The following is a 14,600-nucleotide window of genomic DNA, read 5'->3' as shown; positions in this document are numbered from 1 at the left end:
GGCGTCAGACGTCGTGAGAGCCACTACCTCTCAGGTAGTCGCCGCACCCGGGCCGATGTCGTGTGCGAGTGCCACCGCATCGTCGGGTCAGGCCGTCGTCCGGTGCTCTTCGTTCGGGTGCGCGTGCGGAAAGCCGATGGATTGCAGTCGATTCAGTGCATGGGTACGGGCCCGGTGCTGGTTGCCCGGCGGCGGCACGTAGACACCCGCCCAGATCCCGGTCAGGTGAGTCGGATCGTCCAGTGCGAGGCGGGCGCAGCGCGAGCGGATCGGACAGCGGACGCACCCGTCGACAGCGTGCCGGTTGGCCAGGCTCCGGGCACCGGCGGCCTGCTCCGGGAACCAGGCGTCCGGGTTCGAGGTACACGTGGGTTGCATGTCAGGCACTCCGCCGACATCGCGCGCACTTCGTGCACGACCTGTCGTGCTGGTTGCGCCGGCAACCGTCACCCACTGACGCCGATGGCCCATTGATCCCTCCGATCAAACTGAGAACGTATGTTGTCAGAGTCTGGTCGAAGGTGCAACACTGATCGCGAATCACGTTGCGGCGCGGTCGCAGTCGTGCCGAGCAGGCCCGCGGAGTCGAGTCATGAGACGGCGCCCGGCTGGGTTCTCAACCGGGCGCCTGGGCCGGGGCGCTCGCATGCGGCGGAACCGGCTTGCCGACCGCGGTACCCGACCGACCAGGGGCCGAAACGGTGCGCACCTGCGGGTCGATGTCTGCGTGCCCGACCGATCACCCTGTCCGGGACGGGCCGGTTCCGTAGCACGCCATTACAGTGCCGTCACACCTACGAAACACGACGCTTGTTTCATAACAGGGGACAAAGTCCACTACGGGGAGTCGCGCCGATGGGTCGCGGACCCCGGATGTCGTCGACGTACCGCCGCCCGCGAGTACGCCCAGATCGAACCTGTGAAGGAGCATCGTGACCATCGAGAGTGCCAAGGCCCTGGAGTTCCGCGTGACCAGCGGCGGATACGAGGATCTGCCGAAGATGCCCGAGGCGGAGTACCCGGGCACCGAGGGCTTCATCGGAGACGTCTACGAGAACCCGGACGGAAGCCCCATGTGCAGCGGGTACTTCGAGCTGCGCCACACCGACGAGCCGCTGTACTACGAGTACGAATACGACGAGATGAAGGTCGTGCTCGAAGGCGAGTTCCTCCTGGAGAACAGGGAGACCGGGCAGAAGACCGTGGCCAAGGCCAAGGACGCGATCTTCTTCCCGAAGGGGTCCAAGATCTACTTCAGCACCCCCGACTACGCGCTCGCCTTCTACACCGGGTTGCGCGACGCCACCCTCCTCTGAGTCGCTGCCATGTCGCAGATCGACTTCTCCAGCGTGCCGACGTGGGCACGTCCCGGCGTACCGATCGAGGCGACGACGCCCCCACCGACCGGCAACTCGTACGTGCTGGTCGGTGTCGGGGATGTCGCCGAGACCCTGGCTCGCTGGGAGTCATCACTACCTCCGCGTGCCACCACACGTATCCACGGGGATACCGACTCGGTCGCCGCCCAGCTCGGCAGCACCCTCGCCGAAGCCGTTGTCGGCGTGCGAGTCTGGATAGCAGCGGAGCCGGGATCGGCACTGACACTGCGCGCGGTCGCGCTCGGTGCCGGACTCGAGGACGACGAGATCGCCGTCGTCCCGGTGACTTCCGCGCCGCAGTCGGTCGTGCAGATCTTCTGCGCACACTGCCGATCGGTCACCCGCGCGGCCGCGGCCGTCGATGACATCGTCGGGTGCGTCGGTTGCCGTCGCGACCTGCTCGTGTACCACCACGTCTCGCGTCGAACCGGACAATATCTGGGTTTCATGGCCGACGCCGAGACCGCCCAGTCGGCCTGTCCGGGAACCGGACCAGGCGAGGTACCCACCCTCACGAAGGATCCCTCATGAACACCGGAGTGGCCGACATGAGCAGCCCCGAGTCCGTCGTGCGTCCCGGAGCCGGCGCGACGACGCTGGAACTCGTCGTCACGGCTGTCGACGCCCCCGCCCGAGACATCCGCGCGATCACCTTTTCCGACCCCGGCGGCAACGTGCTGCCCGGTTACATCCCGGGCAGTCACGTCGTCGTGCACGGGGGTGCCTTCACCAACGCCTACAGCCTGACCGGCGACGGCGCGCATCCGTTGCACTACTCGATCTCGGTGCTCCGACTCGATGACGGCAAGGGCGGATCGCGTTGGTTGCACGACGAACTCGAGGTCGGCGCAACGGTGTCGGTGGGGTTGCCGCGCAGCGCGTTCGCTCCGGTCGCCCGGGCGCGTAAACATCTCCTGATCGCCGGCGGGATCGGGATCACGCCGATGATGTCCCACCTTCGGTCGGCGGCTCGCTGGCGCCGGGATGTGCAACTGCTGTATGTCTTCCGTGATTCGGCGGCCGCCCACCTCGACGAGGTCACCGCACTCGCCGGACCCCGTGCCGAACTGTTCACCGACCGGCACTCTTTCGCCGATCGCCTCGCACAGACCCTGCGTACCCAGCCGATCGGTACCCACCTGTACGTATGCGGTCCGGCGGCTATGATCGACGCGGTCACTGCTGCGGCGGTGGACGCCGGTTGGCCGGAATCGCGGATTCATCTCGAGCGGTTCGGGATCGACGCTCTCGACGCCGGCGACCCCTTCCGTGTGGAGCTGACCGCTTCCGGGCGGACGGTCGATGTACCGGCGGGGACGAGCATGCTCGAGGCTCTCGAGAACGAGGGCATCGTCGTGCCGAATCTCTGCCGGCAAGGCGTGTGCGGTGAGTGCCGCATCCCGCTCGCCGGCGGTATCCCGGTCCACCGCGATCTCTACCTCACCCCCGAGGAGAAGGACGCGGGCAACGCCATCATGCCGTGCGTCTCGCGCGCTGCGGCCGCCAGCACCCTGGAGGTTCCCCTGTGACAGACACTCTCGGCCCGGGCGGAGCGACGACGACGGTCGCGCCAGATCTCCTCGCGGGCTTCCCGTTCCCGTTCCCCGAGGACCGCTATCGTTACAGCACGAATGTCGAGCCGGCCCGGACCCCGGTGACCACGGCGGCGGGCGAGTGGGGGACGTCGGTTGTCGACATCGATTCGGAGTACCGCACCGAGATCGATCAGCGCGCGGTGATCCTGGCCGCCGATCCCACCCGCCATGCTGTGTTGCCGCACATGGTCCCGGCCGCGTGGGACGCGATGTTGACCGTCATGGGTGAGCTCGCCGCGACCTGTCCCGAGTTCCGGCTCGCGTCGACCGGACCCGACACCTGGTTGTGGCACAACGAAATCCTCGGGATCGAGCAACACTTCCGATACGGTGACCCGGCGTCACTTCCCGAGGAACCGTTGCGCTACATCAGCTCTCAGGTCCAGGAGGACATCGCCCTTCTGGATCAGCGCAATGGGCAACTCCACGTCGATGCCGGGGTCGTCACCTTCGCCGCCGATTGGAGTTTCGGGTTCGACGTCGGGATGAGCTTCCTCGAGATCCACGGACCGGTGCCGCGCATCCACCCCGAAGGCGTCATCACCCGTGCGCACGAGTTCCTCAAGCGCCTCCAACCTCATCAGCCGTATCGACGAACCAACTGGACGTTGACGATCGACCGCAGGCTCGACGTCTCGACCGAGATCTATCACAAGTGGGGACCGGACCGGGAGGTCATCCAACAGGTCCCCGACGACGAGTTCGGCAGGCGGGTACACCTCCGCGTCGAAGTGCAACACCTCATCCGGCTGCCGGATTCGGGTGCGGTCATGTTCCTCATCCGGACGTACATGCTTCCGCTCGAGCAACTCGCCACCGTCGAGGTCTGGCGCCGACGCACCGCGGAGGTGTTGGCCGAATTGCCCGGTGACATGGCCGATTACAAGGGCATCATCAAGTTCCGGGATCGTGCGGCGCAGTGGCTGCGCGCGGCCGCACCGGCGACGCCGGAGACCACCGGGGCCGGCATGCCGCGGTGGCCCGCCTCGCCCCCGGCCGTCGACACCACCGGGGCGGCGTTCCTCGTGGTGGCGATCGGCGACGATCCGGCAGCCGCGCACGTGTCACGGAACTGGGTGGCGGCCGCCGAGGCAGCCGGAGGGACGCGGTTGGTGGTCCTGGACTCACTGGGCGACGCGGTCGACAGATCGGCGTTGCAGTCTGCTCTGGACGAGTGCCGCACCGGTACCCGAGTCCTGGTCACCGGCGGGCAGTACGACGTCATGACGGCACTCGCCATGGCGCGTAACGCGGGGGCGGTGGCGGCCGAACTGTCGTGCTATGTCACGCACACCCGCGACCTACCGCTCTACTGCGCGCATTGCCGCGAGACCTTTCGCGCCGAGGCCGTTGTCGGCGGCGTCGTCGCGTGCCCCGGTTGCGCTCGGGATCTCGAGGTGCACGAACACCATTCACCGGTGATGGGCAGCTTCCTGGCCTCTGCGGTCGGCGGCGACGAATGACCGCGGTCGCCGTAGGGCAGTACCCGGCCCACCTTCATCCGGCCTATGCCACCGGTCCGCGACCGATGCGTGTCATGTCCGTGCGACAACTCACCGACGAGGTCACGCATTTCCGGTTCGGCCCCGTCGACGACGCCCACGCGGTCCTGACCGCGTACCAGCCGGGCAGCCATCTCATCATCTCGGCCGGCGGACAGCGGAATGCCTACTCGCTCGTCGACGACGGGATGTACCCGACCAGCTACGGCATCTCGGTGTTGCGACGTGGTGCGGGCGGTGGTTCGGATTGGTTGCACGACAACCTCGTCGTCGATGCCGTCATCGAGATCGAGGGTCCGCGTTCGATGTTCCCGCCGGTGCTCGATCAGCGCGGCGCATTGCTGATCGCGGGCGGAATCGGGGTCACGCCGGTGCTGTCGCACGCCCGTGCCCTCGCTCGGGACGGGCGTCGGGCCGACATCGTCTACTCCTATCGGCGTGGATGCGGTGCGCACACCGAGGACCTGCGGGCGCTCGCCATGCAACCCTCCGTGACGCTGCACGAGGTGTCCGGGGCCGCGGCCACCATGCGGGTGATCGCTGAGCGATTGCGGGCGCAGCCGCTCGGAACGCACGCCTATGCCTGTGGTCCCACGTCACTCCTGGAGGCGTACACGCGGCTCGCGGAGGACGCCGGATGGCCCAGCGCGCGAGTACATCTCGAACGTTTCACCGCCCCCGAACAGGATCCCGGCGATCCCTTCACCGTGACGGTGGCGTCTTCGGGCCTCCGCATCGACGTGCCACCGGGTGTGTCGCTGCTGCAGCGGTTGCTCGACAACGGCGTCCCGGTGCCGAGTCTGTGCCGCCAAGGCGTGTGCGGCGAATGCCGAATCCCGGTGCGAAGCGGCCGAATCGAGCACCGCGACTTCGTACTGACCGACGACGAGAAGACCGTGGGCGACGCCATGCTGTGTTGTGTCTCGCGCGGTCAGGACATCGAGGTGGACCTGTGAGCATCGAATCGTTCCCGACCCGTCGGGTCGACCACCTGACGAACCTGCCGTGGCCGTTTCCGGACGAAATGGAGGAGTTCTCCTACAGCGTGAACGTCGAACCGGCACGCATCCCGCGTCCGACCCGGGCCGGCGAATGGGGCAGGCACCTCGTCGATCTCGGCGGCGCCGAGTATCCGGAGATCATGGCCGAGCGACGGCGGATCCTCGACGCCGATCCGACACGCGTCCGTGTGCGCCCGGGGATGGAACTGGCCTCCTGGGATCTGCTGTTGTACTACCTGCGCGATCTCGGTCACGCCTACCCCGCGGCGATGGAGCTCACCGAACACGGTGACGGTCGATTCCGTTGGTGCAACCGGCTTCTGGGTACGGATCAGGAGTTCGTCCTGGGTGATCCGGCCACCCTTCCCTACGGCCCCATGGAATTCCTGGCGCGTGAGGTACCCGACGACCTGCTGCTCGTCACCGAACGCGACGGGCACCTGTACTTCGACGCCGGCGTGGTCACCTTCGCCGCCGCGTGGTCGGTGTCCTTCGACGTCGGGATGGACATGTACGAGATCCACGCGCCCGTTCCCCGCATGCTCCGCGAAGGCATCGTCGCCCGCGCCGAACAGTTCCTGCGGAGGCTACCCGCAGACCAGGTGTACCGCAGGGTGAACTGGACGCTGTCGGCGTCGGACTCCCACAAACTCGACGTCAGCCTCGAGGAGCTGCCGGAGTGGGCGGCCGACGTCGCGGGCATGATCGCCGACGGCGATTTCGGTCGCGCGCGACTGCGCATCGAGCTGGAACACTTCGTCCGGTTGCCGATGTCGGGTGCGGTGACGTTCAATATCCGGACATTCATGGCCTCGCTCGAGGACGTGAAGCGCATACCCGAGTGGGCCGGTCAATTGGCGACCGTCATCGAGACGCTCGGCGAGGACATCGCCGCCTACAAGGGTTTTCTCGACTATCGCGACAACGTCGTCGCATACCTCCGCGGTCAAAGTCGCCCGTGAGCCCTGGTCCCGTAACACCCGACTTCTCGTAGAGTCCCAGAACCGAAAGATCGCTCATGGAACCCATACTCGCCGCCAATGCCGACCTGGCATGGATGCTGGCGGCCTTCGTCTTCGTCCTGCTGATGTTCCCGGGCCTGGCCTTCTTCTACGGAGGCATGGTCGGATCGAAGAACGTCCTCAACATCATGACGATGGTCATGTCCACCCTGGCGATCACGGCGGTCCTGTACGTCGTGATCGGGCACGGCCTGGTGTCCGGTCCGTCGGTGGGCGGGTGGGGCCTCATCGGCAACCCGACCGACTACATCGGCCTGACCAACTGGCTCACCGACGACGCTTCCGGCGCCACCCAGACGCTCTACTTCGCAGCCTGGTTCATCCTGTTCGCGGCCATCACGATCGCGATCGTCGCCAGCGGCGCGGCGGGCCGGATGAAGTTCTCGGCGTGGCTGGTCTTCGCGCCGATCTGGCTCATCGTGGTGTACTTCCCGGTCGCCCACTGGGTCTTCGCGGCCGACGTCGACGACAACTACAGCGGCGGGTTCCTGCTGAACGACCTCGAGATCGTCGACTACGCAGGCGGCACCGCCGTCCACATGAATGCCGGTGTCGCGGCCCTTGCCCTCGCGGTGGTGCTCGGTGCGCGCAAGCGGCGGATGGAGCGCCCGCACAACGTGCCGATGACGATCATGGGCGGCGGCATCCTGTTCTTCGGCTGGTTCGGGTTCAACGGCAGTTGCGCGCTCGGCGCCAACTTCCTCGCGCAGGCCGTCATCCTGAACACCCTGCTGGCCGGTTCGGCGGGCATGATCGGGTTCGCGATCATCGAGAAGTGGCGCGAGGGGCACGTCACCTCGCTCGGCATGATCACCGGCACCGTCGCGGGCCTCGTCGGGATCACCCCGGCGGCCAGCAGCATGGCACCGCTCGGTGCGCTGCTCGTGGGCATCTTCGCCGCGGCGGTCGTGGCGTTCCTGCTGAGCTTCAAGAGCAAGCTCAAGATCGACGAGACGCTGGATGCCTTCGCCGTGCACGGCATCGGCGGGATCGTCGGAACCATCTGCATCGTGCTCTTCGCCACCGAGGCCGCGCCGGCCGGTGTCCAGGGGATCTTGTTCGGCGGTCCGGTGGACATCGTCTGGCGTGAGCTCGCCGGCATCGTCATCACCTGCACGTACTCGTTCGTGATGACCTGGCTGATCGCCAAGGGACTCGACAAGCTCATCGGCATGCGCGTCGACGAGGAGACCGAGATGGTCGGCCTCGACACCGCGGTCCACGCGGAGACGGCGTACGAGATCCCCGCCGCCTCGGTCGGTCACGCCGGCGGACTCGCGACCATGTCGCCGGCCCGTGCCGCGGACAAGGTGGAGGAGGCGATGCCGCCGTCGACTCCGGCCTCGGCGCCACCGGCCGGGGTCTGATCCATACCGGTCATCGGTTGGCAACTGCTCGGGGGTTCACCGTTCGACGGTGGGCCCCCGAGCGCTGTGCGTCCGAGGACGTGGAAAACGTTGCCGGACAGATTGACACCCACCGCTCACGGAGTCGAAACAGGGACGAAACATCCACCGGGTCTACTAATAGTAGACAATGGTTCACGCTAGTAGACATGCGGAACGAAAGCCCATAGAGTCGACCCCGGAGCACATGATGACAACCACCGAGACAACGACCGGCGAACTCGCCGATCTCTGCGCGACGCACGGCACCAAGTTCATCCTCGCGATGTTCGTCGACCTCCGCGGCAAGCCCTGCGCCAAACTGGTGCCGGTGGAAGCGGTGGACGAATTGGCCACCGAGGGCGTAGGTTTCGCCGGATATGCGGTCGGCGCGATCGGCCAGGAGCCGAAGGATCCCGATCTCATCGCGATCCCCGATGTCCGGTCCTTCCTGCCCATCCCGTTCATCAAGGAGGGCCTCGCGGTCGTTCAGTGCGATCCCCATGTCGAGGGCAAGCCGTGGCCGTTCGCGCCCCGGAACATCCTCAAGGCGCTCATCGCGCAGACCGCGGACGCGGGTTTCGAGCCGTGGGTCGGGGCCGAGGTCGAGTACTTCCTCCTGAAACGGGCCGCCGACGGCTCGCTGGTGACCGCCGACGCCGCCGATGATTCCGACCAGCCGTGCTACGACGTCCGCGGTCTCACCCGGATGTACGACCACCTCACCACCGTGTCCACCGCGATGAACCAACTCGGCTGGAGCAACTACGCCAACGACCACGAGGACGGGAACGGCCAGTTCGAGCAGAACTTCGCCTACTCCGACGCGCTCACGACCGCCGACCGCGTCGTCACGCTCCGGTACCTGCTCTCCGCCCTGGCTGCGGAGAAGGGCATGATCGCGACCTTCATGCCGAAACCCTTCGCAGAGCGCACCGGGTCGGGTCTGCACTTCCACCTGTCCCTCACGCAGGCGGGCGACCCGGTGTTCCCGCAGGTCACCGACGACGAGCGAGGACTGGGGTTGTCGGAGACGGCGTACGGGTTCATCGGCGGGATTCTGGAACACGCACCCGCGCTCCAAGCCGTGATCGCACCGACGGTCAACTCCTACAAGCGAACCGGTGCGACGGCGACGCGCTCGGGTGCGTCCTGGGCCCCGCGGCGGGCCACCTATGGCGGCAACGACCGCACCCACTACATCCGGGTGCCCGACGAGCAGCGCGTGGAGCTCCGTGGCGGTGACGGGTCGGCGAATCCGTACCTGGCCGTCGCCGCGCTGCTCGGTGCGGGACTCGACGGCATCAAGCGGAGTCTGGACCCGGGCGCCGTCGGCAACTGCCCCGGCCACATCGCCGAACTCCCGCTCACCCTCCTGCACGCGGTGGAGGCGCTGGAGGCCGACGGGGTCGTCGCCGGCACGCTCGACGCCGCGCTTCCCGAGGACTGGCCCGAGGACGAGCAGCGGGTCTCGGCATACTTCGCCGGACTCAAACGCGACGAGTTCTTCGACTGGCACGCGGCGGTCACGCCGTGGGAGGTCGACAAGTACCTGACGGCGTTCTGACCGTCCTTCCCCCAGAACACAAGACCTCTCAACGAGATTCATCGATCGACGTAAGGAACTGATCATGTGCGGAATCGTCGGGCTGCACCTGCGCAACCCTGACCTTCACCCCCGGTTGGGCGAGATGCTCGCCGGGATGCTCGGCGAGATGCAAGACCGTGGCGCGGATTCGGCGGGTATCGCCGTCTACGGCAACCCCACGTGGGCACCGTCCGGACACGGCTGCATCTCCCTCCTCGAACTCGACGTTCTTCCCGACGAGGTGTCCACGACGCTGAGCGCGGCCCTCGGGGTGCCGGTCGCGGCACAGACGATCGACGTGACGCTGGTGGCCTCCGCCCCGGCGCCGGCCGACGAGCTGCTGGCCGCCGCCCGGGCCGCATACCCGCAGGCCCTGGTGGCCGGTTTCGGGTCGGACCTGACCGTCCTCAAGGGCGTCGGCGCACCCCGTGACCTGACCGAATCCTGGGGCCTGGCCGCGGCGTCGGGATGGCAGGGCGTCGGGCACACCCGGATGGCGACCGAATCGGCGGTCACCTCCTCGGGCGCACATCCGTTTGCGGTCGGCCCCGAACAGTGCCTGGTCCACAACGGTTCGTTTGCGAATCACGCGACCATCCGGCGTGAACTGCGCGCTGCCGGAGTGGAATTCGACAGTGAGAACGACACGGAGGTCGGGGCGCGCTTCGTCGCACACCAGCTTGCGGCGGGCAAGGACGTGGAAACAGCACTGAAAGAGGTCTGCGCGAACTTCGACGGTTTCTACACGTTGCTGGTGTCGAATCGCGATTCGTTCGCGGTGGTGCGCGACGCCATCGCATGCAAACCGGCCGTGATCGCCGAGACCGACGACTGGGTGGCCATGGCGAGTGAGTACCGCGCACTGGCCAAACTGCCCGGCGTGGAGAACGCCCGCATCTGGGAGCCCGAGCCGGAGGTCGTCTACGCATGGACTCGATGACCGCCGAGTTTCCCTCCACCCCTACCGTTCCCGCCTCGAACGACACGGCGAAAGCTGAGACGATGAACCCCAATCACACCTTCGACCTCGCCGAAACCCCGTTGCGCGAGATCAACTCGATGCTGCACGGGGACATCTCCGGCGAGATCGTCATCGACAACCCGGCCGGAGCCCACAGCGTCGCCGCGGGAGTCAACCTGCCGGTGAAGATCACGATCAACGGCCACGTCGGCTACTACGCCGCGGGCATGAACCAGCAGGCCGAGGTCACGATCAACGGCAACGCCGGCACCGGCGTCGCCGAGAACATGATGAGCGGCAGTGTGATCGTGAAGGGCAACGCCTCGCAGTCGGCCGGCGCCACCGCGCACGGTGGACTCCTCGTCGTCGAGGGCGATGCCGCGGCACGCTGCGGCATCTCGATGAAGGGCGTCGACATCGTCGTCGGCGGAAACGTCGGGCACAACAGCGCTTTCATGGCTCAGGCGGGCCGCTTGGTCGTCCGCGGCGACGCCGGCGACGGTCTCGGCGACTCGATCTACGAGACCCGCATCTACGTGCGCGGCGAGGTCGCCTCGCTGGGTGCCGATTGCATCGCCAAACCGATGCGCGCCGAGCACCTCGAGGAACTGGCCGGGTTGCTCAAGGCCGCCGGTTTCGGCGACGACGACCCCCGCGACTACACCCGCTACGGCTCCGCCCGCGAGCTCTACCACTTCAAGGTCGACAACACCTCCGCGTACTGACCCTCCTCCGCTCCCTGAGGAGCGCCCGGAGCTTGCGGAGGCGCAACCCCTGCTCCCTGAGGTGCGAGGAGCGATAGCGCGGCCGACCACCTGCTCCCTGAGGTGCGAGGAGCGTTAGCGACGAGCCACGAAGGGCCGCAACGCCGCACGACCACACGACGAAAGAGAACTACCGATGACCAACAACCTGAGCATCGAACAGCGCGGCCTGCGTGAGTCGGCCACGTTCGACCGCACCACCATCGCCGCGATCCAGCGCGCGGCCGAGACCGGCATCTACGACATCCGTGGCTGGGGCGCCAAGCGCAAGCTGCCGCACTTCGACGATCTGCTGTTCCTCGGCGCATCGATGTCCCGGTACCCCCTCGAGGGTTATCGCGAGCGCTGCGACACCGACGTCGTCCTCGGCTCGCGAAATGCGAAGTACCCGTTGCATCTCTCCACCCCGGTGACGATCGCCGGGATGAGCTTCGGCGCGCTGTCGGCCGGGGCGAAGGAAGCGCTGGGGCGCGGCGCCTCGGAGGTCGGTACCTCCACCACCACCGGTGACGGCGGGATGACGCCCGAAGAGCGGGGTCAGTCCAAACACCTCGTCTACCAATATCTCCCGTCGCGATACGGGATGAACCCCGACGACCTGCGCAAGGCCGACGCGATCGAGATCGTGCTCGGCCAGGGTGCCAAACCGGGCGGCGGGGGAATGCTGCTGGGACAGAAGATCTCCGAGCGTGTGGCGGGCATGCGTACCCTGCCGCAGGGAATCGACCAGCGCAGCGCGTGCCGTCACCCCGACTGGACCGGACCGGACGACCTGGCGATCAAGATCAACGAGTTGCGCGAGATCACCGACTGGGAGAAGCCGATCTATGTGAAGGTCGGCGCCACCCGCACGTATTACGACGTGAAACTCGCGGTGCATTCCGGCGCCGACGTCGTCGTGGTCGACGGGATGCAGGGCGGAACTGCGGCGACCCAGGACGTCTTCATCGAGCACGTCGGCATCCCGACCCTCGCCGCCATCCCGCAGGCGGTGCAGGCCCTGCAGGAGTTGGGTGTTCACCGAGAGGTCCAACTCATCGTGTCGGGCGGAATCCGCAACGGCGCCGATGTCGCCAAGGCGATGGCCCTCGGTGCCGACGCCGTCGCCATCGGCACCGCAGCGCTGATCGCGTTGGGCGACAACGATCCCCGATACGCCGCGGAGTACGAGGCGCTGGGATCGGCCGCCGGTTTCTACGACGACTTCCAGGACGGGCGCGATCCCGCGGGCATCAGCACGCAGGACCCGGAACTCTCGGCGCGTTTCGACCCAGTCCTCGGCGGAAAGCGCCTGGCGAACTTCTTGCGCGTGATGACGATGGAGGCCCAGACGATCGCCCGTGCGTGCGGCAAAGCGCACCTGCAGCATCTGGAGCCCGAAGATCTCGTCGCCATCTCGATCGAGGCGTCGGCGATGGCCCGCGTTCCGCTCGCCGGGACGAGTTGGATTCCGGGGGCGGGCCTGTGAGCACCGAGACCGCCTCGGTCGTCATCGTCGGTGGCGGCCTCGAGGGCGTGGCGGCCGCCTGGGCCTTGGGACAACGCGGCATCACCGATGTGATCGTCTGCGAGCGGGACACCGTCGGCGGCGGGATGACGGGCAAGTCTTCGGGAATCGTGCGGTGCCACTACGGCGTCGGTTCGCTGGCGGCGATGGCCGCGGTCGGACTCGAGGTCTTCGAGAAGGCGGAGGAGATCTTCGGCTCCGACATCGGATTCCGTCAGACCGGATATGTCGTCGGCGTCGGCGAGCCGAATGTCGAGAACATGCGCAAGAGCCTCGCGGCGCAACGTGCGGTCGGCGTGCAGACCGAGGAGATCGACGCCGCCGATGTCGCCGCGATGTGGCCCACCGCCGACCTCGAACCCTTCGCGGCCTTCGGTTGGGAAGAGCGCGGCGGCTACGGGGACGCGTATCAGACCGCGCAGGCCTTCGCGGCCTCGGCGCGGGCAACAGGAATCCGAATTCGTCAGGGCACCAACGTCACCGGCCTAATCGTCGACGCCGACCGGGTGACGGGAGTCCGACTCGCGGACGGTTCGACGATCTCCGCGGACACCGTGGTCGTCGCCACCGGTGTCTGGTCCAAACCGTTCCTCGCGCCCTACGGGGTCGACATCCCGATCGAGGTGCACCGCGAACAGATCGTGATGATTCACCCCGGTGAGGACCTCGGCGAGGTGCCGGTCTTCTCCGACCTGGTGTCGCTGCAGTACGTCCGACCGGACGTCCGCGGCGAGATTCTGTTCGGCAACAGCGATCTCGCGGCGCTCGACATAGCGAATCCCGACGACTACCGGAACCGCGCGGACTCGGACTTCATCGACCTCACCGTCGACAAGGTCGGCACCCGGTTCCCCGGGTTCACCGATCCGGCGATCACCACGAGCTACGCCGGGTGTTACGACGTCACACCCGACTGGAATCCGATCATCTCCAGCGGACCACTGGACGGGCTCGTCCTGGCGGCCGGGTTCAGCGGCCATGGGTTCAAGATCTCGCCGGCGGTCGGCCGGTTGATCGCCGACCTCGTCGTCGACGGACGCAGCGCGGACCCGCGTATTCCGGAGTCGGACTTCCGGTTCACGCGGTTCGCCGAAGGCGACCTGCTGACGACGCGCTTCCCGTATGTGGGAGCCGGCGAGATGCGCTGACCGGGACGCCGGATGATCCGAGGCCGTGGCCGTCGACAGGGGTGGAATCGTGTGTCAACTGTCAGGAAACGTTGTTTCTCACTATGCTGGCGGCGTGACGGACGACCCATTGATCCGGAATCAGTCCGGCACCGCGCGAGAGAGACCTGTCGACCAGTCGGTCGAGGAGCTGGAGCTCGAGACGGCGATCGCGCACAACGTGCGTCGCCTGCGACGTCAGCAGGGACTGTCGGTGGGAGACATGGCCACTCGCGTCGGCATCTCCAAGGCGATGCTGTCGAAGATCGAGAACGCCCAGACCTCGTGCAGTCTCAGCACGCTCGCCCGCCTGGCCAACGGCTTCGACGTGTCGGTCACCTCGCTGTTCCGCGGCGCCGAGATGGAGCGGTCGGCGGTGTTCGTCAAAGCGGGCGAGGGCTCGGAGATCGTGCGCGAGGGGTCCCGGGAGGGTCACGAGTACGAGCTGCTCGGGTCGCTGCGCGGTGAGCACAAACGCCTGGAATGTCTCCTCGTCACCTTGACGGAGAAGTCGGTGACCCAGCCGTTGTTCCAGCATGCGGGAACCGAGTTCCTGTACGTCCTCGAGGGCGTGATGGACTACGCCCACAGTCGCTCGGTGTACCGGATGCATCCAGGCGACTCGCTACAGATCGACGGCGAGGGCGCGCATGGACCCGTCGAACTCGTCGAGCTGCCGGTGCGCTTCCTGTCGGTGATCGCGTTCCCGGATTCGGCCGTGTGACAGCCC

General features: G+C 67.1%; 14 protein-coding genes. 13 read left to right on the top strand and 1 reads right to left on the bottom strand.

The window, feature by feature from the left end; all coding sequences use genetic code 11:
- Positions 1–87 precede the first annotated feature (87 nt).
- Positions 88–378: a WhiB family transcriptional regulator gene (locus GR168_RS22575; RefSeq protein WP_068972131.1), complete on the bottom strand. Its 291-nt coding sequence runs from the start codon at positions 376–378 to the stop codon at positions 88–90.
- Between the two features lie 554 nt (positions 379–932).
- Here GR168_RS22575 and GR168_RS22570 point away from each other — a divergent pair.
- The 13 genes from GR168_RS22570 (at position 933) to GR168_RS22510 (ending at position 14,594) form a co-directional block, all read left to right on the top strand.
- Complete coding sequence (locus tag GR168_RS22570) at positions 933–1,316, top strand: ethanolamine utilization protein (protein WP_068972132.1); 384 nt, start codon at positions 933–935, stop codon at positions 1,314–1,316.
- A gap of 9 nt (positions 1,317–1,325) precedes the next feature.
- Entirely contained in the window at positions 1,326–1,910 is a 585-nt protein-coding gene (locus tag GR168_RS22565) for a dimethylamine monooxygenase subunit DmmA family protein (protein WP_159371727.1), read from the top strand.
- Positions 1,907–2,908 (top strand): PDR/VanB family oxidoreductase, encoded by a 1,002-nt coding sequence (locus tag GR168_RS22560; RefSeq protein ID WP_159371726.1) that lies wholly within the window; start codon positions 1,907–1,909, stop codon positions 2,906–2,908. The genes GR168_RS22565 and GR168_RS22560 overlap by 4 nt, the downstream gene beginning before the upstream one ends.
- Complete coding sequence (locus tag GR168_RS22555; protein ID WP_159371725.1) at positions 2,905–4,437, top strand: DUF3445 domain-containing protein; 1,533 nt, start codon at positions 2,905–2,907, stop codon at positions 4,435–4,437. The genes GR168_RS22560 and GR168_RS22555 overlap by 4 nt, the downstream gene beginning before the upstream one ends.
- Positions 4,434–5,432, top strand: coding sequence for a PDR/VanB family oxidoreductase (locus tag GR168_RS22550; RefSeq protein ID WP_065631121.1), 999 nt, complete (start codon positions 4,434–4,436; stop codon positions 5,430–5,432). The genes GR168_RS22555 and GR168_RS22550 overlap by 4 nt, the downstream gene beginning before the upstream one ends.
- Complete coding sequence (locus GR168_RS22545) at positions 5,429–6,439, top strand: DUF3445 domain-containing protein (protein ID WP_159371724.1); 1,011 nt, start codon at positions 5,429–5,431, stop codon at positions 6,437–6,439. The genes GR168_RS22550 and GR168_RS22545 overlap by 4 nt, the downstream gene beginning before the upstream one ends.
- A gap of 56 nt (positions 6,440–6,495) precedes the next feature.
- Positions 6,496–7,866, top strand: coding sequence for an ammonium transporter (locus GR168_RS22540; RefSeq protein ID WP_065631120.1), 1,371 nt, complete (start codon positions 6,496–6,498; stop codon positions 7,864–7,866).
- A 229-nt stretch (positions 7,867–8,095) separates the two neighbouring features.
- Positions 8,096–9,451 (top strand): type III glutamate--ammonia ligase, encoded by a 1,356-nt coding sequence (glnT, locus tag GR168_RS22535; RefSeq protein WP_065631138.1) that lies wholly within the window; start codon positions 8,096–8,098, stop codon positions 9,449–9,451.
- A gap of 64 nt (positions 9,452–9,515) precedes the next feature.
- Positions 9,516–10,412 carry a glutamine amidotransferase gene (locus GR168_RS22530; RefSeq protein ID WP_159371723.1) on the top strand — a complete coding sequence of 299 codons (897 nt, stop codon included), beginning with the start codon at positions 9,516–9,518 and terminating at the stop codon, positions 10,410–10,412.
- A complete protein-coding gene (locus GR168_RS22525; protein ID WP_159371722.1) occupies positions 10,400–11,158 on the top strand; it encodes a protein glxC in 759 nt (252 codons plus the stop codon). Before GR168_RS22530 ends, GR168_RS22525 begins: the two co-directional genes overlap by 13 nt.
- A 175-nt stretch (positions 11,159–11,333) precedes the next feature.
- Positions 11,334–12,665: an FMN-binding glutamate synthase family protein gene (locus GR168_RS22520; RefSeq protein ID WP_159371721.1), complete on the top strand. Its 1,332-nt coding sequence runs from the start codon at positions 11,334–11,336 to the stop codon at positions 12,663–12,665.
- Positions 12,662–13,852 (top strand): FAD-binding oxidoreductase, encoded by a 1,191-nt coding sequence (locus GR168_RS22515; RefSeq protein ID WP_159371720.1) that lies wholly within the window; start codon positions 12,662–12,664, stop codon positions 13,850–13,852. The genes GR168_RS22520 and GR168_RS22515 overlap by 4 nt, the downstream gene beginning before the upstream one ends.
- A 49-nt stretch (positions 13,853–13,901) precedes the next feature.
- Complete coding sequence (locus GR168_RS22510) at positions 13,902–14,594, top strand: XRE family transcriptional regulator (RefSeq protein ID WP_159371719.1); 693 nt, start codon at positions 13,902–13,904, stop codon at positions 14,592–14,594.
- The last annotated feature ends 6 nt before the right edge of the window (positions 14,595–14,600 follow it).

The sequence above is a fragment of the Gordonia sp. JH63 genome (assembly GCF_009856645.1).
Lineage (GTDB): Bacteria > Actinomycetota > Actinomycetes > Mycobacteriales > Mycobacteriaceae > Gordonia > Gordonia hongkongensis.
Note: the sequence above shows the minus strand (reverse complement) of the source record. Positions and strands in the feature narration are given on the sequence as shown.

What these genes read in the sequence shown, in the direction of transcription:
- GR168_RS22575 (WP_068972131.1), bottom strand. Translation starts at nt 378, where the DNA reads ATGCAACCCACGTGTACCTCGAACCCGGACGCCTGGTTCCCGGAGCAG.
- GR168_RS22565 (WP_159371727.1), top strand. Translation starts at nt 1,326, where the DNA reads ATGTCGCAGATCGACTTCTCCAGCGTGCCGACGTGGGCACGTCCCGGC.
- GR168_RS22560 (WP_159371726.1), top strand. Translation starts at nt 1,907, where the DNA reads ATGAACACCGGAGTGGCCGACATGAGCAGCCCCGAGTCCGTCGTGCGT.
- GR168_RS22550 (WP_065631121.1), top strand. Translation starts at nt 4,434, where the DNA reads ATGACCGCGGTCGCCGTAGGGCAGTACCCGGCCCACCTTCATCCGGCC.
- GR168_RS22540 (WP_065631120.1), top strand. Translation starts at nt 6,496, where the DNA reads ATGGAACCCATACTCGCCGCCAATGCCGACCTGGCATGGATGCTGGCG.
- glnT (WP_065631138.1), top strand. Translation starts at nt 8,096, where the DNA reads ATGACAACCACCGAGACAACGACCGGCGAACTCGCCGATCTCTGCGCG.
- GR168_RS22530 (WP_159371723.1), top strand. Translation starts at nt 9,516, where the DNA reads ATGTGCGGAATCGTCGGGCTGCACCTGCGCAACCCTGACCTTCACCCC.
- GR168_RS22525 (WP_159371722.1), top strand. Translation starts at nt 10,400, where the DNA reads ATGGACTCGATGACCGCCGAGTTTCCCTCCACCCCTACCGTTCCCGCC.
- GR168_RS22520 (WP_159371721.1), top strand. Translation starts at nt 11,334, where the DNA reads ATGACCAACAACCTGAGCATCGAACAGCGCGGCCTGCGTGAGTCGGCC.